This is a genomic window from Nonomuraea jiangxiensis (genome assembly GCF_900099965.1).
GTDB classification, from domain to species: Bacteria; Actinomycetota; Actinomycetes; order Streptosporangiales; family Streptosporangiaceae; genus Nonomuraea; species Nonomuraea jiangxiensis.
Genome location: NZ_FNDJ01000003.1, coordinates 343563 through 367470, shown reverse-complemented (window position 1 = coordinate 367470; position 23908 = coordinate 343563). Strand labels below are relative to the sequence as shown.

The 23908-nt window shown below is 70.9% G+C and carries 23 protein-coding genes; 16 read left to right on the top strand and 7 right to left on the bottom strand.

Features of this window, described 5'->3' with window-relative positions; genetic code table 11:
- Positions 1–376: 376 nt before the first annotated feature.
- From BLS95_RS07975 to BLS95_RS07920, 12 genes are all read left to right on the top strand, one after another.
- Positions 377–1051, top strand: a complete 675-nt coding sequence (locus BLS95_RS07975) for a hypothetical protein (protein ID WP_090930226.1) — start codon at positions 377–379, stop codon at positions 1049–1051.
- 1 nt (position 1052) lies between these two features.
- Complete coding sequence (locus tag BLS95_RS07970) at positions 1053–1769, top strand: hypothetical protein (protein ID WP_090930225.1); 717 nt, start codon at positions 1053–1055, stop codon at positions 1767–1769.
- Entirely contained in the window at positions 1766–3061 is a 1296-nt protein-coding gene (locus BLS95_RS07965) for a TadA family conjugal transfer-associated ATPase (RefSeq protein WP_090930224.1), read from the top strand. The genes BLS95_RS07970 and BLS95_RS07965 overlap by 4 nt, the downstream gene beginning before the upstream one ends.
- A 3-nt stretch (positions 3062–3064) precedes the next feature.
- Positions 3065–3907 carry a type II secretion system F family protein gene (locus BLS95_RS07960; RefSeq protein WP_090930223.1) on the top strand — a complete coding sequence of 281 codons (843 nt, stop codon included), beginning with the start codon at positions 3065–3067 and terminating at the stop codon, positions 3905–3907.
- A complete protein-coding gene (locus BLS95_RS07955; protein WP_090930222.1) occupies positions 3900–4820 on the top strand; it encodes a type II secretion system F family protein in 921 nt (306 codons plus the stop codon). Before BLS95_RS07960 ends, BLS95_RS07955 begins: the two co-directional genes overlap by 8 nt.
- Complete coding sequence (locus tag BLS95_RS07950) at positions 4821–5066, top strand: hypothetical protein (RefSeq protein WP_090930221.1); 246 nt, start codon at positions 4821–4823, stop codon at positions 5064–5066.
- A complete protein-coding gene (locus BLS95_RS07945) occupies positions 5050–5484 on the top strand; it encodes a TadE/TadG family type IV pilus assembly protein (RefSeq protein ID WP_245764916.1) in 435 nt (144 codons plus the stop codon). Before BLS95_RS07950 ends, BLS95_RS07945 begins: the two co-directional genes overlap by 17 nt.
- Positions 5481–5876 carry a TadE/TadG family type IV pilus assembly protein gene (locus BLS95_RS07940; RefSeq protein WP_090930220.1) on the top strand — a complete coding sequence of 132 codons (396 nt, stop codon included), beginning with the start codon at positions 5481–5483 and terminating at the stop codon, positions 5874–5876. Before BLS95_RS07945 ends, BLS95_RS07940 begins: the two co-directional genes overlap by 4 nt.
- The gene (locus BLS95_RS07935; RefSeq protein ID WP_245764915.1) at positions 5873–6283 is read left to right on the top strand and encodes a TadE/TadG family type IV pilus assembly protein; all 411 of its coding nucleotides are present in this window, start codon (positions 5873–5875) and stop codon (positions 6281–6283) included. Before BLS95_RS07940 ends, BLS95_RS07935 begins: the two co-directional genes overlap by 4 nt.
- A 70-nt stretch (positions 6284–6353) precedes the next feature.
- On the top strand, positions 6354–9068 hold the full coding sequence (locus tag BLS95_RS07930) for a BTAD domain-containing putative transcriptional regulator (RefSeq protein WP_245764914.1): 2715 nt from the start codon (positions 6354–6356) through the stop codon (positions 9066–9068).
- On the top strand, positions 9065–9685 hold the full coding sequence (locus BLS95_RS07925; protein ID WP_143043627.1) for a hypothetical protein: 621 nt from the start codon (positions 9065–9067) through the stop codon (positions 9683–9685). Before BLS95_RS07930 ends, BLS95_RS07925 begins: the two co-directional genes overlap by 4 nt.
- Positions 9686–9795: 110 nt before the next feature.
- On the top strand, positions 9796–10626 hold the full coding sequence (locus BLS95_RS07920) for a hypothetical protein (RefSeq protein WP_245764913.1): 831 nt from the start codon (positions 9796–9798) through the stop codon (positions 10624–10626).
- Between the two features lie 45 nt (positions 10627–10671).
- On the opposite strand, the gene BLS95_RS07915 is transcribed toward BLS95_RS07920, so the two are convergent.
- The 4 genes from BLS95_RS07915 to BLS95_RS07900 form a co-directional block, all read right to left on the bottom strand.
- Positions 10672–11538, bottom strand: coding sequence for a hypothetical protein (locus BLS95_RS07915; protein ID WP_143043626.1), 867 nt, complete (start codon positions 11536–11538; stop codon positions 10672–10674).
- Between the two features lie 30 nt (positions 11539–11568).
- On the bottom strand, positions 11569–12081 hold the full coding sequence (locus BLS95_RS07910; protein ID WP_090930215.1) for a methylated-DNA--[protein]-cysteine S-methyltransferase: 513 nt from the start codon (positions 12079–12081) through the stop codon (positions 11569–11571).
- Complete coding sequence (locus BLS95_RS07905) at positions 12078–13478, bottom strand: Ada metal-binding domain-containing protein (RefSeq protein WP_090930214.1); 1401 nt, start codon at positions 13476–13478, stop codon at positions 12078–12080. Before BLS95_RS07905 ends, BLS95_RS07910 begins: the two co-directional genes overlap by 4 nt.
- 103 nt (positions 13479–13581) lie before the next feature.
- Complete coding sequence (locus BLS95_RS07900; protein WP_090930213.1) at positions 13582–14913, bottom strand: MFS transporter; 1332 nt, start codon at positions 14911–14913, stop codon at positions 13582–13584.
- Between the two features lie 61 nt (positions 14914–14974).
- On the opposite strand from BLS95_RS07900, the gene BLS95_RS07895 reads away from it, so the two are divergent.
- Entirely contained in the window at positions 14975–15979 is a 1005-nt protein-coding gene (locus BLS95_RS07895) for an ArsR/SmtB family transcription factor (RefSeq protein WP_090930212.1), read from the top strand.
- Here BLS95_RS07895 and BLS95_RS07890 read toward each other — a convergent pair.
- From BLS95_RS07890 to BLS95_RS07880, 3 genes are all read right to left on the bottom strand, one after another.
- Positions 15937–16878, bottom strand: coding sequence for an NYN domain-containing protein (locus BLS95_RS07890; protein ID WP_090930211.1), 942 nt, complete (start codon positions 16876–16878; stop codon positions 15937–15939). The two genes, BLS95_RS07895 and BLS95_RS07890, sit on opposite strands and share 43 nt — an antisense overlap.
- 107 nt (positions 16879–16985) lie before the next feature.
- Complete coding sequence (locus tag BLS95_RS07885) at positions 16986–17195, bottom strand: acyl-CoA carboxylase subunit epsilon (protein WP_090930210.1); 210 nt, start codon at positions 17193–17195, stop codon at positions 16986–16988.
- Positions 17192–18781, bottom strand: coding sequence for an acyl-CoA carboxylase subunit beta (locus BLS95_RS07880; protein ID WP_090930209.1), 1590 nt, complete (start codon positions 18779–18781; stop codon positions 17192–17194). Before BLS95_RS07880 ends, BLS95_RS07885 begins: the two co-directional genes overlap by 4 nt.
- Before the next feature lie 36 nt (positions 18782–18817).
- Between BLS95_RS07880 and BLS95_RS07875 the strand changes: the two genes are divergently transcribed.
- The 3 genes from BLS95_RS07875 (at position 18818) to BLS95_RS07865 (ending at position 23907) form a co-directional block, all read left to right on the top strand.
- On the top strand, positions 18818–19585 hold the full coding sequence (locus BLS95_RS07875; protein WP_090930208.1) for an ABC transporter ATP-binding protein: 768 nt from the start codon (positions 18818–18820) through the stop codon (positions 19583–19585).
- A gap of 39 nt (positions 19586–19624) precedes the next feature.
- Entirely contained in the window at positions 19625–21193 is a 1569-nt protein-coding gene (locus BLS95_RS07870; protein WP_090930207.1) for a hypothetical protein, read from the top strand.
- Positions 21194–21285: 92 nt separating this feature from the next.
- The gene (locus tag BLS95_RS07865; protein WP_090930206.1) at positions 21286–23907 is read left to right on the top strand and encodes a phosphoenolpyruvate carboxylase; all 2622 of its coding nucleotides are present in this window, start codon (positions 21286–21288) and stop codon (positions 23905–23907) included.
- The last annotated feature ends 1 nt before the right edge of the window (position 23908 follow it).

Genomic DNA, 23908 nt, shown 5'->3' with positions numbered 1-23908 from the left:
TCTGGAACTTGGCGTGTGGCTCGCTCGTCGTCCGCTGTCCAGGAATCTGCTAGGTGGTCCGGTGCCGCCGGTTGTGCCTGGTTCGGGGCACAACGGCGCCGGGGGCGTCCACCCGGCGCAAGGCGTCCCGTCCGCCGGACTTAGGAGATCAAATCCAGCAAAAGCTGTGATTAAGGTGACGCATGTTAATGAAGTGGCAACTACTCAGAAAACTCACCACCCGTCAACTGGATAGAAACAATAGGCATTGATTATTTCCAGTTGACATCCCGCCACCTGCGAAACGAGCATGGGTCCTCGCATTCCGACCCCACCGCGCCACCCCGACCCACATAATGGCGTGAATTCCCCAATTCACAATGGGAGCCCCCCACCCATGAGGACCAGTGAAAAGCCTGCCGCCAACCAGGCGGCGGGGTTGTCCGGCCCGGCTTCGCGCAAGCTCCCCGTGCCACCCCGGGAGCGCAAACCGGCCCTGGCCGCCCTGGCGGTGCTGCTCATCCTCGGCGGCGCGCTGGCCACGACCATGCTCGTGCTGCGCAGCGGTGACCGGGTTTCCGCCATTCGCATAACCCAGCAGGTCGGCGCGGGTCAGAAGTTCCCCGAGCAGGCGCTCGAAGAGGTCAAGATCGCAGCCGACAGCGGCATCGACTACGTGAGCTGGTCGCAGCGCGAAAACGTCCTCGCCAGCTTCGCGACGGTCACCATCCTCCCCGGCACGCTCCTCACCAACCCGATGGGCATCAAAACCAGCAGCGAACTCGGCGAGGGAAAGGCCACCGTTGGACTCGCCCTCAAACCAGGTCAAATTCCAGCGGGCCTCAGAGAGGGCGACCGGGTCCAGGTGGTACACGTGCCGAGCCGCTCAAGCCAGGGAGAAACCCGCGTTCTCGCCCCCAGTGCGCTTGTCTTCGATGATGGTCGCGATGGGTCCAGATCGGGTAACTCTGGTCAAATAACCATTGTTGTGGATTCATCAGCAGCGCCGGAGATAGTGGCTTTCGCCTCCAGTGGAGAGATCGCCGTGGCCGAGCTTCCGGGGGCACGCTGACGTGGCGCTGATCGTACTGGCCGCCGACAAGGGCGCGCCGGGCGTGACCACCGCCGCGACGGCTCTCGCGGCGGTCTGGCCGCGGCCCGTCCTGCTGGCCGAATGTGACCCGGCGGGCGGCGACCTCGCTTACCGGTTGCCCGCGGCCGACGGCGGCGTGCTCAATCCCGGCAAGGGACTGCTCACGCTGGGCGCGACGGCGCGGCGCGGCCTGGAGCCCGCCCAGATCCACCAGCACACGCAGAAGATCATCGGCGGGCTCGACGTGCTGCTCGGGCTCACCCACGGCGAGCAGGCCGCCGGCCTCACCTGGCTGTGGGGTCCGCTGGGCAGGACGCTCGCCGCCATCCCGCACGCCGACGTGATCGCCGACTGCGGCCGCCTCGGCGCATGCCCGCAGCTCGGCGACCTGATGGCCGAGGCCGAGCAGGTCATCATGCTCACCAGGGCCACCCTCGACCACGTCGCCCACCTGCGCGAACGCCTCCAGGTCACCAAGGCGCACGGCGTCGCCGTGATCGCCGACCCGCGTAACTACCGCGCCTCGATCGAGGACGTACGCAGGATCGTCGGCCCGACCGTCCAGTACGTCTACGGCCTGGCCCACGACCCCAAGGGCGCCGAGCTCCTCCGCGGCCAGTGGGGTGGCCGCCTGGACCGCTCGCTCCTCATCCGTACGGCCCGCGACCTGGCGGCAAGGCTGGTGAGCCACCGATGATCGATCATTCGCTGGTCAAGCGGTTCCGCCAGGAGGTCGGCGACCGCCTGGCCCACCAGCGCCGGCTCGACCAGGCCAACGGCCTGCCCGCGATGACCGGTGAGGACGAGCGCCAGTTCGCCAGGGCGCTGATCTCCCAGGTGCTGGAGGAGCACGCGCGCAGCGAGATCGGCCTCGGCCGCACGCCGCCCACGGTGGAAGAGGAGGAGGCGCTCGCGGCCGGCATCCACGCGGCGCTGTTCGGCGTGGGCCGCCTCCAGCCGCTGCTCGACGACACCGAGGTCGAGAACATCGACATCAACGGCTGCGACCGGGTGTTCGTGAGCTACGCCGACGGCCAGGAGTCGCTGCACGACCCGGTCGCCGACTCCGACGAGGAACTGATCGAGCTGATCCAGATCCTGGCGGCGTACTCGGGCCTGTCGAGCAGGCCGTTCGACACCGCCAACCCACAGCTCGACCTGCGCCTGCCCGACGGCTCCCGGCTGAGCGCCGTCATGGACGTCACCGTACGCCCGGCCGTCTCGATCCGTCGCGCCCGCCTCGGCAAGGTCTTCATGTCGGACCTCGTGGGCAACAACACGATAAGTCCGGACATCGGGAGGTTCCTTCGGGCCGCCGTCGCCGCCCGCAAGAACATCATGATCGCCGGATCCACCAACGCCGGCAAGACCACCCTGCTCAGGGCCCTGGCCAACGAGATCCCGCCCAGCGAGCGCCTCATCACCGTCGAACGCGCCCTGGAGCTCGGCCTCGACCAGTTCCCCGAACTCCACCCCAACGTGGTCGCCTTCGAACAACGCCTGCCCAACTCCGAGGGCCAGGGCGAGATCTCCATGGCCGAGCTGGTCAGACGCTCGCTCCGGATGAACCCCAGCCGCGTCATCGTCGGCGAGGTCCTCGGCGACGAGATCGTCACCATGCTCAACGCGATGACCCAGGGCAACGACGGCTCCCTGTCGACCATCCACGCCAACTCCAGCATGGAGGTCTTCAACCGCATCGCCACCTACGCCCTGCAGGCCGGCGAACGCCTCCCCATCGACGCCACCCACATGCTCATCGCGGGCGCCATCGACTTCGTCGTGTTCATCGAGAAGCGCAACGACTATCACATCGGCGGCACCCTGCGCCGCTACGTCTCCAGCATCCGCGAGGTCAACGGCTGCGACGGCCGCGTACTGTCCAGCGAGGTCTTCGTCCCCGGCCCCGACGGCTCCGCGGTCCCGCACGCGCCGCTCTCCTGCCTCGAAGAGCTGGCCGCCCACGGCTATTCCCCCGGGGGCTGGTGACCGATGGCCTTCGACCCGTTCTCCCTGCTCGCCGGGGCGCTCGCCGGCGGCGGCCTGTTCCTGTTCGTCATCTCCCTGTACGGCATGAGCCCCCGCCCGTCCCGGCCCAAGCGCCACCTGGTCAAGTTCCTCACCACCCGCGCCGCCATCGCCGCGGTGGCCGCCACCATGGTCCTGGTGATCACCGGCTGGCCGGTCGTGGCGGTGGGCACGGTGCTGCTGGTGTTCGCCTGGCGCGGGCTGTCCGGCGGCGCCGCCGAGGAACGCGCCGCCATGAGCCGCCTCGAAGGGCTCGCCGCCTGGACGGAGTCGCTGCGCGACACGATCGCCGGCGCCGCCGGGCTGGAACAGGCCATCCCGTCGTCCATCAGGGCCGCGGCCCCCACGCTCAGACCGCATCTGCGGGCGATGATCGACCGCCTGCACACCAGGATGGCGCTGCCGGACGCCCTCGCGCTCTTCGCCGACGAGCTCGACGACCCCTCGGCCGACCTGGTGGTGGCCGCGCTCATCCTCAACTCCCGGCTACGCGGCCCCGGTCTGCGCGACGTGCTGGGCGCGCTGGCCGTCTCGGCCCGCGAGGAGCTCGACATGCGCCGCCGGGTCGAGGCCGAACGCCGCGCCACCCGGCGCAGCGTGCAGATCGTGGTGATCACAGCGCTGGCCTTCGCCGGGATCCTCGTCGTCTTCAACCCCGCATACGTCGAGGAATACGAGGACGCGCTCGGCCAGGCCGTACTGGTGGTCGTGGCGGGGCTCTTCGGCGCGGGGTTCGCCTGGATGCGGCGGCTGGCCAGGTTCGACAAGCCCACCCGGCTGCTGATGGGAGGAGGCGGCGATGGTTGAGGCCGCGCTGGCCGGCGCCGTGCTCGGGATCGGCCTGCTCGTCCTGCTGAAAGCCCTCTTCCCGGCCCGGCCCGGGCTGGTGACGCGGCTGCTGGCGCTGGACGCCGTGCGCGAGGACGCGGGCGCGCCGCGCATCCAGCTCGTCCTGCCCGACGAGGAGGTCGGCGCGTTCCGCCGCAACCTCGGCGTGCGCATGGCCCGCCTGTACGGCGTCCGCGGCTGGGAGGTCAGGTCTGTCAGGGCGGACCTGACGCTGATCGGCCGGTCGTTCGAGGCGTTCCTGGCCACCAAGGTGCTGCTGGCCACAAGCGGCCTGCTGGCCTTCCCGCTGCTGCTCGGCTGGCTGGTGCTCATGGAATGGGGCATCTCGCTCACCATCCCGTTCTGGTCGGCCGTGCTCGCGGCCCTGTTCTTCTTCTTCCTGCCCGATCTGCAGGTCAAGAAGGAGGCCGCGGCGCGGCGGCGCGACTTCCGGCACGTCGTGGGCGCGTTCCTCGACCTCGTCTCCATGAACCTGGCCGGCGGCCGGGGCGTGCCCGAGGCCCTGATGATGGCCGTCTCGGTCAGCGGCGAGCAGCCCAACTGGGCGATGGGCCGCATCCGCGACGCCCTGAGCGGCGCCCGGATCGTCGGCATCACTCCGTGGCAGGCGCTCGGCCAGCTCGGTGAGGAGATCAACGTCGACGAGCTGCGCGACCTGTCCGCCGCGCTCGGCCTGGTGGCCGACGACGGCGCCAAAGTACGCGCATCGTTGACGGCCAGGGCCGCCACGTTGCGCCGCCGCGAACTCGCGGAGATCGAGGGCCGGGCGGGCGAGCGCTCGCAGTCGATGCTCGTGGCCCAGCTCCTGCTCTGCGCCGGTTTCGTGATTTTCCTCAGCTTTCCCGCTGCCATGAAGATGTTGGGAGCCTGAATGAATCACCCTTGGATCATCTATCTCACCGCATATCTGGGCGTGCGCGTCCACCGGGCCCGTACCGCACCCACCAGGGGCGCGTCCGCAGTCGAATGGGTGATCATCACCGCCATCGTCGCGGGCGTCGCGCTCGGCCTGGCCACGGTGATCAAGAACCTGGTCGAGGACAAACAGAACGAAATCGGCGAGTCGTTCGGCGGCGGAGGCGCCGGGGGCGGTGACGGTGGTGCGGACGACGGCTGACAGGCGCGACGAGCGCGGCGTGACGGCGATCGAGCTGGCCCTGCTCATGCCGGTCATCCTGGCCGCCGCGCTGCTCATCGTGCAGGTCGCGCTCTGGTTCCACGGCCGGCAGGTCGCGGAGGCGGCCGCCCAGGAGGGTGCCAGGGTGGCCAGGTCGGCCCCGTTCGACTCGGCGGCCTGGGAGGGCGCGGCCACCGAGAAGGCCACCGGCATCGTCCAGGCCATCGGGCCCCGACTGCTGTCGGACGCCACGGCCACGACATCCGAGAAGGACCCCGACGAACGTTTCGTCACCGTGACCGGCAAGGCCGTACAGGTGATCCCGCTGCTGCCCGACCTCACGTTCACGATCACCGCCACCGCGGGCGGGCCCGTCGAGTGCTTCCGCCCCGACAACGGCGGAGAGGACTGCCAGTGACCAGGACGGCGGAGCGGGGCTCCATGGCCGTGGAGACGGTGATGCTGGCGCCGGTCTTCCTGCTGTTCCTGCTGTTCCTGGCCGGCGCGGGGGTGCTGGTGGAGTCGCAGGGGCGGGTCAACGGGGCGGCACGGGACGCGGCCCGCGCGGCGTCCGTGCAGCGCAGCCTCGACCAGGCGGAGTCCGCCGCCGAGGCCATCATCGCGGAGGTGCTCGAAGGCCAGTGCCAGTCCTCGTCGGTCTCCCTGGACGAGTCCGAGTGGGAGCAGGGCGGCCAGGTCCATGCCGAGGTCACCTGCGAGCTCGACCTCGGCTTCCTCGGGTTCGGCGGCACCAAGCGGATGACCGGTACGGCCGTGGTGCCGCTCGAGCAGTTCAGGAGGGTCGATTGAGCGAGCGGGGGTCGATGTCGGTCTTCACCGTGCTGTTCTCCGTGGTCGTGTTCCTGCTGGCGGGGCTGCTGGTGGACGGCGGGTCGGCGATCAACGCCCGCTTGCGCGCCGCCGACGTGGCCGAGCAGGCCGCGCGGGCCGGCGCCGACCAGATCGACGTCGACCAGTTGCGCACCTCGGGCGAGACACGGCTGCTGGGCGAGGACCAGGTGTGCGCCAGGGCCGACGAGATCGTCGAGGCCCAGGGCGGCGACGACGTGACCCGCGGCGACTGCGCCGTCGGGCAGGGCGGGGAGCAGGTGACGGTCACGGTGTCGGTGCGCTGGGAGGCGTTCTTCCTGAGCGCGATCGGCTTCCCCGGCGCCGAGATGGCCGGCACGGCCACCGCCGCCCCCGAAGCGAGATAGACCGATTCCCACCACTGGATGGCCGCCGGAACACCCGAGGCATGACGCTGGACGCGAGAAAGGAGAGGCGATGCCGACGCGAGAGCCCGCGCGTCCTCACGGACGTCACAAGCCGGTGCGCGCCCCGGCCAGGCGCAGCGCCGGCGACGTGCTCGCCGGGCTCGCGGCGCTGGTCGTGCTGGTGGCGCTGGTGGGCGGCGTGCCGTACGCGCTGCTCGTGTTCGTCGGGCCGCCGCTCGCTCCCGAACTGCTCGATCTCGCCTCGCTCACCAGCAGGATGGGGCCGAGCACCGTGGTCGCGGTGCTGGTGCTGCTGGTCTGGCTGGCCTGGTTCCAGCTGTTCGTGTGCGTGCTGGTCGAGGTGTACGCCGGGGTGCGCCGGGTCGGCATGCCCGCCCGGGTGCCGCTCTCCGGCGCCTCGCAGGCCCTGGCCAACAAGCTGGTCTCGGCCGTGTTGCTGCTGTTCACGGCCGGGGCGATGGTGGCGCCGATCGCCAAGCTGGCGCCGCCCACGCCCGCCGCTCCGCCCGTGACGGCGGTCGCGTACTCGGCCCCGATCGTCGAGAAGGCCCTTGAGACGCACAAGACCAAGAAGGTGTACGTGGTCCAGCCCCCGCACGGCCGGCACCACGAGAGCCTGTGGGAGATCGCGGAAAAATGCCTCGGCGACGGCCGCCGATATCCCGAGATCTACCGGCTCAACCAGGCGAAGGAGCAGCCGGACGGCAGCCGCCTGCGCATGGCCGACCTGATCAGGCCCGGCTGGGTGCTCGACATGCCGGACGATGCCAGGAACGTCCACATCGTGCCCGCCGGCCAGCCCCGCGAGCAGACCCTGCGCGAGCATCCGGGCCGGGCCGACGGCGGCTCGAAGACCGACCGTGCCGACTCCAAGGCCGACCGCGCCGAGCGGCAGACCCCAGAACGGGCGGAGGCGAAGCACCGCATGCCCGAGCCGCGCGACAGCGTGAAAGCGGAGGAGCCGCAACAGGTCATCCGGGAGGCCCAGGGGGATCTGCTCGACTACCTCGTCCCGGCCTCGCTGGCCGCCGCCGGGCTGCTGTTCGTGCTGGCCAAGCGGCGCCGCGAGCAGCTCTGGCGGCGCATGTTCGGCCGCAGGATCGTCCGGCCCCGCGACGACGCCGCCCGCGCCGAGGTCGCGCTCAGGCTGGGCGGTGACGCGCCGGGCGCCCGCGTCCTGGACCTCGGGCTGAGGATGCTCGGCGCTGAACTGGCCGCGCAGCACCGCACCCCGCCCACCGTGTACGGGGCCCACCTGTCGCCCCGCACGCTCGACCTGTGGATCCATCCATCGGACGACGACCCGCCCGAGCCGTGGACGGCCCAGGACGGCGGGCAGATCTGGCGGCTGCCCACCCACGAGGGCCGCCTGCTGGACGAGCGGCCGGGCGGGGCGCCGTACCCGGGGCTGGTGTCCATCGGCACGGACGCGAGCGGGAGGGTGCTGATCGACCTGGAGGCCGCGCAGGGCCTGATCAACGTACGCGGCCCGCAGACCACCGCCGCGCTGGCCGCCATCGCCGTCGAGCTGGCCACCAACCGCTGGTCCGACCGCATGCGCATCACGCTCGTCGGCTTCGGCGAGGAGCTGACCGCGATTGCGCCCGACCGGGTCAGAGCCGTCGGCAGCCTGGCCGAGGTGCTGCCCGGGCTGGAGGCGAGCGCGGCCCCGCGCAGGGAGGTGCTGACCGGGCGCATCTCCGGCAGCCCGCGCGACGCCCACTACCTGCTGTCCGCGGTGGCGCCCACGCACGAGGAGGCGCGCCGCCTGGCGCTGCTGGCCCGCAGGGACACCGCCGGATACGTCGTCGCGGGCGAGATCCCGCACGCCACCTGGACCCTGGAGATCGGCGACGACGGCCGGGCCAGGATCGCCGAGCTGGGCTTCGACGTGACCGCCCAGCTCCTGCCCCGGCGCCACTACCGGGCGCTCGTCGACCTGTTCCGCACGGCGGGACGGCTCGACGGCGAGCCCGTCCCCGAACCCGAGCCGCTGGCGGGGCTGCACCCGCCGGCGGTCGAGATCCGGATGCTCGGCCCCGTCGAGGTGGTCGGCCTGGACCCACTGGAGGAGGGGCGGCTGGCGCTGGCCACCGAGCTGCTGGTCTACCTGGCCACGCACCCGGGCGGCGTACATCCCGTGGTGCTCGGCGGGGTGCTGTGGCCGCGCGGCGTGCAGGCCATGGTCAGGGACGCCACGATCGCCAGGGTCGTCGACTGGCTGGGCTCCGAACACCTGCTCACCGACGAGGCGGGCCGCCTGCGGCTGGGCCCCGACGTCCGTACGGACTGGGCGGTCTTCCGCGAGCTCGTACGCCGCTCGCACGGCGACCCGACGGCCAGGCCCGTGCTGCTGGAGAAGGCGCTCAGCCTGGTCAGAGGCCCGCTGCTGGCCAACAGGCAACCCGGGCGCTACGCCTGGCTGGCCGCCGACGACCTGGAATACGACGTGGCCGCCGAGGTGGCGGACGCGGCGCGGCAACTCTGCGAGATCCGGCTCGCGCACGGCCAGCCGGACGCCGCGGTGGCCGCCATCCGCGCGGCGCTGCTGCTGGCGACCGACGACGAGGCTCTCTGGCGCGACCTGCTGCGCGCCACCCACGCCACGGAGGACACGGTACGCCTGCGCGCCGTCGTCGAGGGCCTGACCCGCAGGGCGTCCTCGCACCCGTACGGCGGCGGGATGGCCCCCGAGACCGAGGCCCTGATCGAGGAACTGCTGCCCACGTGGCGCATTCATGTAGTGAGGGAGTCGTCCGCATGAGACGAATGGCGCCGGTCCTGGCGCTCACCTTGCTGGCCCTGGCCGGCTGCGGTCAGCCCGAGCGGCCGTACCGGCCTCAGGAGGCACCCTCTCCGGCCAGGACGAGCAGCACCACGCAGCCGCCGGATGATACGGCGGACGAGGCGCTCCCCGCCGGCCCCCAGACGGTGCAGATCGCCGACGGCCTGCGGGCCAGGATCGAGTGGCCCGCCGACCCGGACCCGCTGATGAAGATCATGGTCGACCAGTACGTGGGCACCCGCAGGGCCGTGGCCGAAGGCGAGTCGATCTACGACCACAACATGGAGTACGAGGCCGAGATCCAGGCCAGCGAGTGGATCCGCGGGTTCGTCGAGCAGGACCAGTCCATGCGCGGAGTCGGGCGGGTCTACAACCTGCGGGTCGTCTCGGTCGTGGACAACAAGGGGGCCCAGGTCAACGCCTGCATAGACGAGACCGGGATCCGGGTGGTCTCGGCGGCCACCGGGAAGGCCGTGCCGCGCCAGCCCTCCCTGGTCCGCGCGCCGTACGCCGAAAGCGTGATCGCGCACCGCGGCGATGACGGCGTGTGGCGCATCAGATCCTATTTCAACCCCGATGAACGGTGCACCCGATGAAACCCCTCATCTCAGCGATAGCGGCGGGGCTCCTCCTCCTGCCCGTCAGCCCGCCCGCGGCGAACCCGGGCGACGAACCGAGTACAGGTGTCTCCCGGGAAGGCGACACCGTGACCGCGCAGGTCGCCAGGGCGGGCAGCAGGCTCACCATCAGCGGCGACGGCGCCAAGAACGGCAAGGGCGACGGCTACACGGTGAAGCGCCCCTGCTGGTACGAGCCGTTCCTGAACGCCCAGGAAATGATCGATCTGCACACCAAGGGCGTCGGCAATGCCAGGAGAGCCGCTATTCACGAGGAGAGCCACCGGGCCTTCATCGCGCCGTTCCTGGAGAAGGAGGGCCAGGAGGGGCTCTGGTGGGCGACCAACTACATGCTGAACGATCCCGCGGGCGCGGCCTGCGCGGCGGCGCTGGAGCAGTTCCTGTTCGTCCCGCCGAACACCACGCCACCCGCGGGGATCACGCTCCAGCAACTGGCGGAGATCGCCCGGGCCGCGATGACCGTTCCCCAGCACACCATCAATCTGAACCCGGACGCCAAGAGCTTCGTGAACCTGCCGACCTGGGTCTGGATCGAAGGCATCGGCCAGCCGCGCCGTACGGTCACCGCCTCCATCCCCGGTTTCATGAGCGTGACCGTGGTGGCCACCCTCCAGGACATCAAGATCGATCCGGGCACCACCGCTGAGCGCGCGGAGATCCACGTGGAGGGCTGCGGCCCCACCGGCAAGCCGTACGTCAAGGGTGGGCAGTTCACCTGCGGCGTTCGCTATCTGCGCTCGTCGATCGACCAGGGGCAGGAGAAGTACCCGCTCACCGTGACGACGGTCTGGCCGGTCCAGGTGGTCGACAACGTGGTGCCGGTCACCTTCCCACCCGTCGAGGTGGACACCTCCCGCGACGTGCAGGTGGGCGAGATCCAGAGCAACGTCAGACCCTAGCGAGCAGCGGGCCGGGGACTCGTCCCGGCCCGCCGCCCACGGCCCTCAGTCGAACAGTTCGTCGACGCTGCTGACGTCGAGGGCTCTGTCGATCCAGGTCTCCAGGACTTCGGAGTCGATGCAGTCGAGGATGCGCTCCTGCACCTCGATTGGCACCGGGATGCCCCGCTTGCTCAGGATCCGCAGGATGGCCATCGCCTCGCCTTCCGCAACTCCTGCCGCGACCCAGCTGCGAACCAGCGAGCTCCGGTATCCCCTCGAGGTCTTGTACTCCCTCACTATTGCCATCTGGATCTCCTTGAACTTGTTGACGGCGTCTTTCGGTAGCAGGTCGAGTACCAGATCAGAATAGCTTTGCTGCTCTTCGGACAGGTGCTCGTGGGCGTCGTGCATCACCTGGAGGACCTTGGCGCCGTCGTCTCCCGCGCCGTGCACGATGGCGGAGAGTGCCATGAGCTCGGGGTTGGCTATGGCCCGGTCGACTTCGGTGACCATGGGCACCTCGTCCGGGCCCAGGACGATCGGATGGAGCGTCCAGCCTGGATGCCCCATGTCGATGGGTTGGGCGCACTTGGTGGCCTCCGTCCTGCTCGGACAGAAGACGAGCAGTATGCAGGGGCACTTCACGCGCCCTCGAAGCGTGGCCAGGTAAACGGGCCAGGACCAGGTCTTTCTGTGGTCATATTCCCGCTGGACCTCCAGCACCACCGCCGAGACCGGATTCTTGTCGACCATGACGACGACCGAGTCCGCACGGTATTCCGTGGGCACTCGTTCGGTCATGTCGCAACTGTCCAGCCGGGCTTCCTGGTAAGCCGGAACCGTCACGCCCTTCTCCGCCAGCAGCGTGGCCACCAGGGAAGGGCGTTGCTGGACTAACTCCAAGAGATATTCATGTTGCTGAGTCGGCATGCGAAAATATTACCGAATGAAGTCGTCCGACTACAAAGCGTTAATAATTTGCCCGGATTCGTGGGCAAGCAGCCATTCCTTGACCGGTACGCCGTAGTAATACCCGCCATATCCCCCGCCGCTGGGCAACACCCGATGGCAGGGCACGAACGACGCGATGAGGTTCTGGGAGCAGGCCGACCCCGCCGCCCGTGCCGCCGTCCGCGGCAGGCCCGCGCGCTCGGCCAGCTCCGCGTACGACACGGTCGTCCCCGGCTTGACCTCGCGCAACGCCTCGTGGAGGCGCCTGCGCGTGGGCGTGCCGGGCTGCGAGACCGGGACGGCGTCCAGCGCCGCCAGGTCCCCGTCCAGGTACGCCCGCACCGCCTCGGAGGCGGCGCCGAGGTCGGCCCCGACCTCCAGGCCCTCCGCCTGCAGGGCCGGCGTGAGCCGGACGAACATCTCCGTGGGGTCGGCGGTGAAGCCGGCCGCGACCAGTGTCCCTTCCCGGGACAGCAGGGCCAGCGGACCCACCGGGGTCGGGAGGATCTGGGCAGCGATCATGAGGAACTCCAGAGGTGCAGGGCGGCGTACGCCCGCCACGGGCGCCACCGCTCGATGTGCTCGTCAGGGATGCCCAGCGCGGACATGCTCCGCTTCAGCCCGAGGTCGCCCACGGGCCAGGCATCGGGGTCGCGCAGGGCGCGCAGGGCGATGTAGCCGGTGGTCCACGGCCCGATGCCGGGCACCTCCAGCAGCCCCGCCACGGCCTCCGCCGGATCCTGGCCGCCGTCCAGGTCGACGCGCTCCTCCACCAGGACGGTGGCCAGGCGCTTGAGCGTGTCGATCCTGCGGTTGGTCAGCCCCAGGCCCGTGAGGTCGGTTTCCAGCAGGTGTTCGGGGGTGGGGAAGAGCCCGCCGGGCGCGGCGGCCCTGGCCACGATCCGGCCCAGCAGCGTACGGGCGCCCGCCACGGAGATCTGCTGCCCCACGACCGCGCGCACGGCCAGCTCGAAGCCGTCGAACGTACCCGGCACCCGCAGCCCCGGCCGGGCCGACACGAGGGGACCGAGCGAGGTACGGCCGAGGACGCCGGAGATGGCCTCCGGATCCGCGTCGAGGTCCAGCAGCCGCCGGCACCGGGCCACCACCCGGGCGAGCTGCCGCGTGTCCGCCACCGCCACGTCCAGGGCGATGTGGTCGCGCCGCGGGGTGAGCGTGATCGTCCCGCCCGGCACGGCCCGCGCGTAAGAGTTCAGGTCCGCCGTCTCCAGCCCCGGGATCGCCCGCGAGGTCAGGAACGCGAAGACCCCTTCCACGTCGTACGGCTCCCGCCGGTGCAGCCGCAGCCGGAGCGTCGCGGGACCCGCCACGGACTCGTCCGCCCGGCGGCCCGCCGTGGCCCGGAGCTCGCTGGGCGTGAAGCCGTACGTCTCGCGCATGGTCGCGTTGAACTGCCGGACGCTCCCGAACCCCGCCGCGAACGCCACCTCCGTGACCGGCAGCCCCGTCTCGGTCAGGAGCTGCTTGGCCAGCAGGAGCCGCCGCGTACGCACCACCGCCAGCGGCCCGGCGCCCAGCTCGGCCACGAACAGCCGGTGCAGGTGGCGCTCGGTGATGTGCAACCGCCTGGCCAGCCCGGCGACGCCCCGCTCGTCGGCCGCCCCGTCGTCGATCAGCCGCAGCGCCCGGCCGATGAGGTCGCCCCGCAGATCCCAGCCGGGATCGCCGGGGGAGAGCTCCGGCCGGCAGCGCTTGCACGGGCGGAACCCGGCCGCCTCGGCCGAGGCGGCATGCCGGTAGAAGCGTACGTTGCGCGCCGAGGGAGTGCGCGCCGGGCAGATCGGACGGCAGTAGATGCGGGTCGTCTTCACCGCCGTGTAGAACCGCCCGTCGAACCGGGCGTCCCGGGCGGAGACGGCCCGGTAACACGAGTCGAAGTCGAGTTCGGGTGGAGCCATGTCTCCGACGGTATGTCCTGCCAGGGACCATCGGCTGGCGGAAATCGGACCCCAGCGTCGGCCGGGCGGACGAGCAGGCGCGAGCGGGAATCGGACCGGCCGATCAGGGCTGGTGGCGCAGGTCGGAGCGTAGGATGGGAAGCCAGCTCAGCGCCATGATCAAGGCGCCCAGCCACAACGCCGACCGTACGCCCCACACCTCCCCGAGCAGCCCCGCCAGCAGCCCGCCCAGGCCGACCGCGCCCATCAGCAGCAGCCGCATCGTGGCGGTCATCCGGCCCAGCATGTCGTCCGGCGTGACGCGCTGCCGCAGGCTGACCAGCAGCACGTTGTTGACCCCGACGCGGAACGTCAGCACGAACCACGCCCCCGCCGCCGCCCACAACCACGGCCCGGACCCCAGGAACGGGATCACCAGCGAGGCGGGCGCGGTGGCCAGGCTGACCAGCAAGGTGGCCCGGCCGGTGCCCAGGCGGCGCCCGAGCAGATGAGCCGACGTCGAGCCGGCCAGCGTGCCCAGCCCGCCCACCGCCAGGTAGGCCCCCAGCACCCACTCCGGGTAGCCGAGCTGCTCGACGACGAGCACCGGCAGCAACACCGAGCACAGCGGGAACGCCAGATTGGCCATCGTGCCCTGCACCAGGGCCGCCACGAGCACGCGGTCGCCGAAGAGGAAACGCACTCCGGCGCCGATCTGCCGCCCGATGCCCTCCCCGCCCCGAGCCCCGCCCACCGCCTCGCGGCCCCCGCACGACCCGCCCGCGGTCTCTCGGCCACCGCGCGACCGAGCCGAGGGTTCGCGGACCTCACCTGACCGGGCCGAGGGCTCGCGTACCCGGGCCCTGGGCTCGTGGACGCCGCGCAGCCAGACCGCCGACCACAGGTAGCTCACCGCGTCCACCAAGATCGCCACCGGCGCCCCCACCGCCTGCACCAGCACCCCCGCCACGCTCCGCCCCGCGATGTCCATCCCCGCCCCGGTCCCCACCAGCAGGGAGTTGGCGGCCGTCAGCCGGTCGCGCCCCACCACCCCGGGCACCAGGCTCAACGAGGCCACGTCGAACACCAGCGACCCCGCCCCGACCAGCACCGCCACCGCGTAGAGCTGACCCATGCCGAGCCACCCGCCCCACCAGGCCAGCGGTACGGACAGCAGCACCGCCGCCCGCGACAGATCCGCGGCGATCATCACGGGCCGCCGCCTGACCCGGTCCACCCAGGCCCCGGCGGGCAGCCCGAGTAACAGCACCGTGAGCGTGCCGAGGGCCGCCAGCAGCCCCACCTCGCCCGGCCCGGCCCCCAGGGCGGTGACCGCGAGCAGGGGCAGCGCGACGTAGCTGATCTGCGAGCCGAACTGGCTGACCGCGCCGGCGACGAACAGATTACGAAAGGCCCGGAGCCGCAGCAGCGGCTCGTCGGTGAACGTTGTGGACATGTCCGCCACGATGCGGAAATATCGTCTGGCAGCGCCATCGATTAAGTGAGAAGCTAATCCAGTGACCCTGGATCTGACATTCACGGCCCACGACCTCGCGAACATCCGCTTCGCGATCTCCCCGCTGGGCGAGGTCGTGGCCAGCGTCCGGGTGCTGAAGGACCCGGCGGCCCACCCCCTGCTACGCCCCTGGGCCGACCGGGTGCGCCGCCGCCTGCGGGACGTGGACTGGGGCCTGCTGTCCGACCTGGTCCCGGTCCCCACGATCGTCATAGCGGGTTTCACCTGCACCCCGCCGTCCACCTCCATGCCGGACCTGGCGCTCGAACTCGCCACGATGCGGGGCGCGGCCGCCCGGGTCCGCTCGGACCTGGACGAGATCCCCGGTCCCCGGACGAAACGGGTTCAGGAGCTCTACGACGACCCGGAGCGGGGCCTGGAGCGCCTGGCCGGGGAGGTCGAGAGCTACTGGGCCGCCGCGATGGCGCCGTACTGGCCGCGGATCAGGACCCTGCTCGAAGGGGAGATCCTGCACCGGGCCAGGCTGCTCGCGGAGGGTGGCGCCCGGCGCATGCTGGCCGACCTCGACGACGCGGTCACCTGGCGGGACGGCACGCTGCGCATCCGGCATCGCCGCGCCTCGGGCCCGCGTTCGCTGCGCGGGCTGGGGCTGTTGCTGGTGCCGAGCGTGTTCGTGTGGCCGCGGGTGTTCTCGGTGACCACGCCGCCCTACCAGCCGACCGTGCGCTACGCGCCGCGCGGCATCGCCACCCTCTGGGAGCGCCGCGACGTGGATCCGCCGCGGGCCCTGGCGGCCGTGCTCGGCCGGACCCGCGCCCGCCTGCTCGCCGAGCTCGACCAGCCCGCCTCCACCCGCGAACTGGCCCAGCGCGCCGGACTCTCCGAGCCCGGCGCGAACCAGCACCTCACCGCGCTGCGCAGGGCGGGCCTGTGCTCGGCCCACCGCACCGGCCGTTACGTCCTGTACGCGCGCACGGCGACCGCCGAGGCCCTCCTGGAGGGCTACTTGGACGAGACCCCCACCCCGAGGTCGAACTCCCGGTAGACCCGCGCCCAGAAGCCGTCACGCAGCCACACCCGCGCCTCCGGGTAGGGCCGCAGCGAGTGCCCGAGCTCCTTCTCCGCCTCGATGAGCAGCTCGGTGTCGATGACGGTGGGCAGGATCGGCCCCGGCAGCAGGTCGCGGATGTTGTCGCGACCGCGGGTCAGTATCCACTTCTGCGCCACGTGCTCGCCCACGTCCTCCACCCGCGGCCGGCTCGGCCCGAGCTTGGCGACCTGGCCGGGCTTGGCGTGCGGCTTGACGGGCGTGCGCCCGGCGAACACCTGGGCGGGCGAGGGAGCCGCGGCGGGCGGGGCGACGGGCACGGGCTGGGGAGCACGGCTGAAAAAGGGCCTCAGGAAGTCAGCAGAGATCACTTCTACGGTGTCGGACTCCCACACCAGGCGTTCTGCCTGGTTGGTGCCGTAAGGCGGTTCGACGCCCCAAAGGTGGATGCGCACGCCGTACGCCTGCGCCGCCTCGACCGCCGGAACCATGTCCTCATCGCCCGCCAGCAGGATCGTGTCGGTGACCGCATGATGCCGGGCCAGCGCCTCCAGATCACTCCTGATCTGCGCGTCGACACCCTTCTGCTGACCACGGGCGTTCAGGTTGCCAAGCCGCACCTTGACCCACGGGAGCTGGGCGATGACCCGCTGGTCGACAGTGGGCACGCGGTCACGGGCCGCGTCATACCAATAGATCCGCAGAAGTTCGCCGGAAATACGTTCCTCTGCATGTTTCTGAAGACTCTGGATGAGCTCATCGGCGGCCACCCGATATTCCTTGCGTTCCTTCGCGCCGAGCAGCACCTCACCCGCTGCAGCGTAGAGATAACCGACATCCACTAGGACGGCGTACTTGGCTGCCACTGGATGCGGCATGAGGTCTGGGATGGCCATGTCGTCCTCCAGGCCGCGGTGTTAGTTGATCGGCTGACTATATACGCCTACTTTCTCTAGATAGTCCCAACTCCCGGGGAACTTGACACCCGATTCTCAGGATCTATCTACGGTAGTGCGCTCATCCGCCATGCCGACTTCCCTGGGAGGACAGGCTTACGCATACCTCTAGCCGGGTTTCGCCAAGTTTGGCGACGTGGTTGGGGAGGGGTCTCCGATCCGGTGTCCCGGCTCTGCCGCGTGGCGAGTACGGCCACCAACGCGGCGATCTCCTCGGGCGTGGCGTCCCCGCGGACAATACGCAGATGGCTCGTCATAGTGGGATGTTCCCATGTTTCTTGGGCAGCGGCGTGGCCCGCTTGTTCCGTAGCGCTCGCAACGCCCTGATGATCTGGGGCCGGGTTTCGGCCGGCCGGATCACCGCGTCCACATAGCCACGCTCGGCCGCGATATACGGATTGGCCAACGTGTCCTCGTACTCGGTGACCAGCCTGGCCCGCTCGGCCTCCGGGTCCTCGGAGGCGGCCAGCTCACGCCGGTAGAGGATGTTGACCGCGCCCTGGGCTCCCATGACCGCGATCTGGGCGGTGGGCCAGGCCAGGTTGACGTCCGCGCCGAGGTGCTTGGAGCCCATGACGTCGTACGCGCCGCCGTACGCCTTGCGCGTGATGACGGTGATCAGCGGCACGGTGGCCTCGGCGTAGGCGTAGAGGAGCTTGGCGCCGCGGCGGATGATTCCGTTCCATTCCTGATCGGTGCCTGGAAGGAATCCCGGTACATCTACAAAAGTCAGTATAGGGATATTAAACGCATCACATGTTCGAATAAATCTGGCGGCCTTCTCGGATGCGTTGATATCCAGACATCCGGCGAAATGCATGGGCTGGTTGGCCACGACGCCCACCGGTTGCCCGTCCAGGCGGCCGTACCCGACCACGATGTTCGGCGCGAACAGCGCCTGGACCTCCAGGAACTCCCCGTCGTCCAGCACGTGCTCGATCGCCCTGCGCATGTCGTACGGCTGGTTGGCCGAGTCGGGGATCAGCTCGTCGAGCTCGGGGTCCGGCTCCAGGTCGGTGGCCGCGGCGGAGAACGGCGCCTCGTCCAGGTTGTTGGAGGGCAGGTAGGAGAGCAGCGCCTTGACGTATTCCAGCGCGTCCTCCTCGTCGGTGGCCTGATAATGGGCCACGCCCGACTTGGTGTTGTGCGCGTGAGCCCCGCCGAGCTCCTCGAACGTGACCTCCTCACCCGTCACCGTCTTGATCACGTCTGGCCCGGTGATGAACATGTGCGACGTCTGATCCACCATCACCACGAAGTCGGTCAGCGCGGGCGAGTAGACGTGCCCGCCGGCCGCCGCCCCCATGATCAGCGAGATCTGCGGGATGACGCCGGAGGCGTGCACGTTGCGCTTGAAGATCTCGGCGTAGAGGCCGAGCGCGACCACGCCCTCCTGGATGCGCGCGCCGCCGCCCTCGTTGATGCCGATGATCGGGCAGCCGGTCTTGATCGCCAGGTCGAGCACCTTGACGATCTTCTCGCCGTACACCTCCCCGAGCGAGCCGCCGAACACGGTCACGTCCTGCGAGAACACGCACACCTGCCGGCCGTCGATCGTGCCGTGCCCGGTGATGACGCCGTCGCCGTACGGCCGCCGCTTCTCCAGGCCGAACATCGAGGACCGATGTCGGGCGAACTCGTCGAACTCGACGAACGACCCCTCGTCCAGCAGCGCCAGCACCCGCTCGCGGGCGGTCATCTTGCCCCTGGCGTGCTGCTTCTCCACCGCGGCAGTGGACCCGGCGTGCAGGGCCTCGTCGAGCCGCCGCTCCAGGTCGGCGATCTTCCCGGCAGTGGTGTGGATATCCGGGCCTTCCGGCACCTTCTCAGCAGCTCCGCTCATGCGCGCAAGGCTAATACCTCCTCCTAGAGTGGATCCATGACGGATGCCGTTCGCACGCACGGCCTGTTCAAGCGGTACGGCGGCCAGGTCGCGGTGGCGGGGGTGGACCTCGTGGTCCCCGCCGGCAGTTTCGCCGGGTTAGTCGGGCCGAACGGAGCAGGAAAGACCACCACTCTCAGCATGATCACCGGGCTGCTCCGCCCCGACGGCGGCTCGGCCGAGGTGGACGGGTTCCACGTCTGGCGCGACCCCGTCGAGGTCAAGGCGCGCATCGGCGTGCTGCCCGAAGGGCTGCGGCTGTTCGAGCGGCTGTCGGGCCGCGAGTTGCTGCTCTACAACGGCAGGCTGCGCGGCATCCCCAAGGCCGAGGTCGAGCAGCGCGCGGGCGAGCTGCTCGACGTGATGGACCTGACCGCCGCCGCCGACAAGCTGGTCGTCGACTACTCCACCGGCATGCGCAAGAAGATCGGCCTGGCGGCGGCGCTGCTGCACAACCCGTCGGTGCTCTTCCTCGACGAACCGTTCGAGGGCGTCGACCCTGTCAGCGCCAACACCCTCACCGACGTGCTGCGCCGCTTCACCGGCTCCGGCTCCACCGTGATCTTCTCCAGCCACGTCATGGACCTGGTCGAGCGGCTGTGCGACTGGGTGTCCGTCATGAGCGCCGGGCACATCGTGGCACAGGGCACGCTGGCGGACGTACGCGGCGAGCGCAGCCTCAACCAGGCGTTCCTGGACCTGGTGGGCGGCTCGCGGGGCGACGGCGAGGCGGGCCTGACCTGGCTCGGCGGGAGGAAGCAGTGAGCGGGCTCGGCGGGAGGAAGCAGTGAGCGGGGAGCGGCGATGAGCACCGTCCTGCTCTTCGCGCAGCTCAAGATCCGGCTGCTGGCCGGCAACCTGCGCGGCGACCTCCAGCGCAAGCTGGGCTTCATCTTCACCCTGCTCATCGCCGCCGGCCTGGCCGTGCTCGGCTTCTTCCTGATGAGCCTGCTGCGCCTGGCCCCCGCCGACATCGCCGCCTCGCTCGTGACCGTGGCGTTCACGCTCTTCCTGGTGAGCTGGATGATCGTGCCGCTGATGGCGTTCGGGCTGGACGACACGCTGGACCCGGCGCGGCTGTCGCTGTTCCCGCTGCGTACGCGCCGGATGGCGGTCGGCATGTTCACCGCGTCCGTCACCGGCGTCTGGCCCGTGGCGATGCTCGTCGTCACCTTCGGCGCCCTGGTCGGGCTGGCGGGCGGCGTGGGCGGCTTCCTGCTCGGGATCCCGGCCGTGCTGCTGCAGTTCGCGCTCTGCGTGGTGACGTCGAGGCTGATCACCACGGCGCTGTCCGGCGCGCTGCGCAGCCGGCGCGGCCGTGACCTGCTGGCCGTGGCCGTGCTGCTCGTGGTGGTGCTCGCGCAGCTGCCCAACCTGCTGATGAACCGGGGCTTCGCCGACCCCGCCGCCGAGCTGCACCGGATCGCCGCCGTGCTCAGGTGGACCCCGCCCGGCATGGCCGCGCACGCGATCGCCGACGGCGGGCCGGCCGGCCTGGCCGACCTCGCCGTCCTGGCCGGGGTCGTGGCGTTGCTCGGCTGGTTGTGGATCAAGGCGCTCGGCCGGGCCCTGGTCACGCCCGACTCCTCCACCCAGGGGACGGCCTCCGTGCGCAAGGGCAGGGGGCTGGTCGACCGGTTCCTGCCGGACGGGCCGCTGGCGGCGGTGGTGACGAAGGAGCTGAAGTACATCAGGCGCGAGCCGCGGTTCCGGGTGAGCTGGGCCAGCGCGGTCTTCGTCACGCTGGTGCTGTCGTTCTCGTTGGGCGGCAGGGGCGACGGCGACGCCGTGGCCGCGCTGCCGGTCTTCCTGGCCTCCATCGGCGCCGTCATGATCGCGTTGCAGTCGGCCAACACGTTCGGCATCGACGGCCGCTCGCTGTGGATGAACGCCGTGGCCTTCGGCTCCGAGCGCGATCTCCGTACCGACCTGGCCGGGCGCCACCTGGCCAACGCGGTGATCGCGGTGCCGCTGCTGGCCGTGATCGCGGTCGCCTCCGGCCTGTTCGCCGGGCAGCCCGAGCTGATCGTCCCGGGAGTGCTGGCCGGCTGGGGCGCGCTCGGCGTCGGGCTGGGCGTCGGCTCGGTCACCAGCGTGATCCTCCCTTACAGCCTGCCCGAGCGGATGAACGCCTTCAGCGGCGCCGCCCCCGGCCAGGGCGGCCAGGCGCTGGCCGCGTCGATGGGGGCGATGGCCGGCATCGCGCTGCTGGCCCTGCCGATCCTGCTGCCGATGGCGCTGGGGCTCGTCTGGGTCTGCGTGGTGGCGCCGTTCTACGGGCTGCTCGCCGAGGTGCTGGGCCGGCGGCTGGCCGCGAACATCGGCTTCGCCAGGATGCCCGAGCTGCTCGCGGCGGTCTCCAAGGCGAGCTGACGCCTGCGGAGCGAAGGCGCCACGCACAGTGGTCTAGTCCAATCAGTGAGACCGGTCTACGGTCGTTCCGGACCAGTCGATATCTTCAGAACATGATTGACCAGGGGCTCGAACGCCGCAGCACCGCCGTGACCGAGATGCCCGACGAGTTGCGCCACGACGTGCGCCTGCTCGGCAAACTGCTCGGCCAGGTGCTGGCCGAGCAGGGTGGCGAGGACCTGCTGGCCGACGTCGAACGGTTGCGCAAGGCCGTCATCGCCGCACGCAAGGGCGAGGTCTCGGCCGACGAGATCACCGCCATGGTCGCCGAATGGGAGATCGAACGGGCGGTCGAGGTCGCCCGCGCGTTCACCTGCTACTTCCACCTGGCCAACCTGGCCGAGGAGCACTACCGCATCCGCACGCTGCGCGAACGGGACGCCGAGGGCAGGGTGCAGCGCGAGTCGCTGGCCCAGGCCGTACAGGAGCTCGGGCAGGAGCGCGTCACCGAGCTGCTGCGGGATCTGGAGCTGCACCCGGTGCTCACCGCGCACCCCACCGAGGCGCGCCGGCGCGCCGTCGTCACCGCGATCCAGCGGATCAGCGGCCAGCTCACCGAGTACAACAGCCCCGGCCGCGGCGCCTCCGAGCGCGCCGAAAACAAGCGGCGCATGCTGGAGGAGATCGACCTGCTGTGGCGCACCGCCCAGCTCCGCTCGACCAAGCTCGACCCGCTCGACGAGGTGCGTACGGCCATGGCCGCCTTCGACGAGACGCTGTTCCGCATGGTGCCCCAGGTCTACCGCTCGCTGGACGCCGCCCTCGACGAGCGCACCGGCACCCGGCCACCCCAGGCCAGACCCTTCATCAGGTACGGGAGCTGGATCGGCGGCGACCGCGACGGCAACCCCAACGTCACCTCCCGGGTCACCCGGGAGACCATCCAGATCCAGTCCGAGCACGTGCTGACCGCCCTGGAGACGGCCTGCACCCGCATCGGCCGCACGCTCACCGTCTCCGCCCAGCTCGCCCCCTGCTCGCCGGAGCTGAAGTCGGCGCTGACCGCGGCCGTGGACGCCTATCCCGAGGTGGTCTCCGAGCTGGCCACCCGCTCGCCGCGCGAGCCGCACCGGCAGTGGCTGCTGTTCGTGGCCGCGCGCATCGCCGCGACCCGCAGGCGCGACCTCGACCTCGCCTACCGCGCCCCGGCCGAGCTGCTCGCCGACCTCCGCCTGGCCCAGGAGTCGCTGGCCTCCGTCGCGCCGAGGCAGGCCTACGGGGAGCTGCAGCACCTCATCTGGCAGGTCGAGACGTTCGGCTTCCACCTGGCCGAGCTGGAGGTGCGCCAGCACTCCCAGGTGCACGCGGCGGCCCTGGAGGAGATCCGGGCCGGCGGGGAGCTGTCGGAGCGCACCGAGGAGGTGCTGGCCACGATCCGGGTGATCGGCTGGGTCCAGGAGCGTTACGGCGTCACCGCCTGCTCCCGCTACGTGGTCTCCTTCACCCGCTCCGCCGACGACATCGCCGCGGTCTACGAGCTGGCCGGGCACGCGCTCGGCGGGCGGGCGCCGGTGCTGGACGTGGTGCCGCTGTTCGAGTCGGGACAGGACCTGGCCAACTCGCCGCGCGTGCTCACCGGGATGCTGGAGATCCCGCAGGTGCGCAAGCGCCTGGAGGACACCGGCCGGCGCATGGAGATCATGCTCGGCTACTCCGACTCGGCCAAGGAGCTGGGCCCGGCCGCCGCCACCCTGCGACTCTACGAGGCGCAGGAGGAGCTCACCGCCTGGGCCGCCGAGCACGACGTGAAGCTGCGCATGTTCCACGGCCGCGGCGGCGCCCTCGGCCGCGGCGGCGGCCCGGCCAACCGCGCGGTGCTGGCCCAGGCGCCCGGCTCGGTCGCGGGCCGCTTCAAGGTCACCGAGCAGGGCGAGGTCATCTTCGCCCGCTACGGCCACATCGCCATCGCCCGCCGCCACCTGGAGCAGGTGGCCAACGCCGTGCTGCTGGCCTCCTCGCCCACGGTGAGCGCCCGCACCGCCGCCGCGGCCGAACGCTTCCGCGGCCTGGCCGAGCGGGTGGCCTCGGCGTCGGAGGAGGCCTACCGCGCGCTGACCGAGGCGCCCGGGTTCCCCGAGTGGTTCGGGCTGGTCAGCCCGCTGGAGGAGATCGGCACTCTCCGGCTGGGCTCGCGGCCGGCCCGGCGCGGCCTGGGCGCGCCCCGCTCCCTCGACGACCTGCGGGCGATCCCGTGGGTGTTCGCCTGGGCGCAGACCCGGGTCAACCTCCCCGGCTGGTACGGCCTCGGCACCGGCCTGGCCTCGGTCGGCTCTCTCGACGAGTTGCGCGCCGCCTACGCGGAGTGGCCGCTGTTCAACGCGATGCTGGACAACGCGGAGATGTCCCTGGCCAAGACCGACCGCTCGATCGCCAAGCGTTACCTGGCGCTGGGCGGCAGGGAGGACTTCGCGCGGCAGGTCCTGGAGGAATACGACCGGACCAGGGACCTGGTCCTGCGCGTCACGGGCCACAGCCGGCTGCTGGAGAACCGCAAGGTCCTCTCGCGCGCCGTCCAGCTCCGCGACCCGTACGTGGACGCCCTGTCCCACCTGCAGCTGCGGGCCCTGCGCGCGCTCCGCACCGGCAACCCGTCGGAGAAGGAACGCGAACGCCTGTCCACACTGCTGCTGCTGTCGGTCAACGGGGTGGCGGCGGGCCTGCAGAACACCGGCTGAG

Excerpts from the sequence above, each read along its gene's own strand:
- BLS95_RS07975 (WP_090930226.1), top strand. The coding sequence starts at position 377 with ATGAGGACCAGTGAAAAGCCTGCCGCCAACCAGGCGGCGGGGTTGTCC.
- BLS95_RS07965 (WP_090930224.1), top strand. The coding sequence starts at position 1,766 with ATGATCGATCATTCGCTGGTCAAGCGGTTCCGCCAGGAGGTCGGCGAC.
- BLS95_RS07960 (WP_090930223.1), top strand. The coding sequence starts at position 3,065 with ATGGCCTTCGACCCGTTCTCCCTGCTCGCCGGGGCGCTCGCCGGCGGC.
- BLS95_RS07955 (WP_090930222.1), top strand. The coding sequence starts at position 3,900 with ATGGTTGAGGCCGCGCTGGCCGGCGCCGTGCTCGGGATCGGCCTGCTC.
- BLS95_RS07950 (WP_090930221.1), top strand. The coding sequence starts at position 4,821 with ATGAATCACCCTTGGATCATCTATCTCACCGCATATCTGGGCGTGCGC.
- BLS95_RS07930 (WP_245764914.1), top strand. The coding sequence starts at position 6,354 with ATGCCGACGCGAGAGCCCGCGCGTCCTCACGGACGTCACAAGCCGGTG.
- BLS95_RS07925 (WP_143043627.1), top strand. The coding sequence starts at position 9,065 with ATGAGACGAATGGCGCCGGTCCTGGCGCTCACCTTGCTGGCCCTGGCC.
- BLS95_RS07915 (WP_143043626.1), bottom strand. The coding sequence starts at position 11,538 with ATGCCGACTCAGCAACATGAATATCTCTTGGAGTTAGTCCAGCAACGC.
- BLS95_RS07910 (WP_090930215.1), bottom strand. The coding sequence starts at position 12,081 with ATGATCGCTGCCCAGATCCTCCCGACCCCGGTGGGTCCGCTGGCCCTG.
- BLS95_RS07905 (WP_090930214.1), bottom strand. The coding sequence starts at position 13,478 with ATGGCTCCACCCGAACTCGACTTCGACTCGTGTTACCGGGCCGTCTCC.
- BLS95_RS07900 (WP_090930213.1), bottom strand. The coding sequence starts at position 14,913 with ATGTCCACAACGTTCACCGACGAGCCGCTGCTGCGGCTCCGGGCCTTT.
- BLS95_RS07890 (WP_090930211.1), bottom strand. The coding sequence starts at position 16,878 with ATGGCCATCCCAGACCTCATGCCGCATCCAGTGGCAGCCAAGTACGCC.
- BLS95_RS07885 (WP_090930210.1), bottom strand. The coding sequence starts at position 17,195 with ATGACGAGCCATCTGCGTATTGTCCGCGGGGACGCCACGCCCGAGGAG.
- BLS95_RS07880 (WP_090930209.1), bottom strand. The coding sequence starts at position 18,781 with ATGAGCGGAGCTGCTGAGAAGGTGCCGGAAGGCCCGGATATCCACACC.
- BLS95_RS07875 (WP_090930208.1), top strand. The coding sequence starts at position 18,818 with ATGACGGATGCCGTTCGCACGCACGGCCTGTTCAAGCGGTACGGCGGC.
- BLS95_RS07870 (WP_090930207.1), top strand. The coding sequence starts at position 19,625 with ATGAGCACCGTCCTGCTCTTCGCGCAGCTCAAGATCCGGCTGCTGGCC.
- BLS95_RS07865 (WP_090930206.1), top strand. The coding sequence starts at position 21,286 with ATGATTGACCAGGGGCTCGAACGCCGCAGCACCGCCGTGACCGAGATG.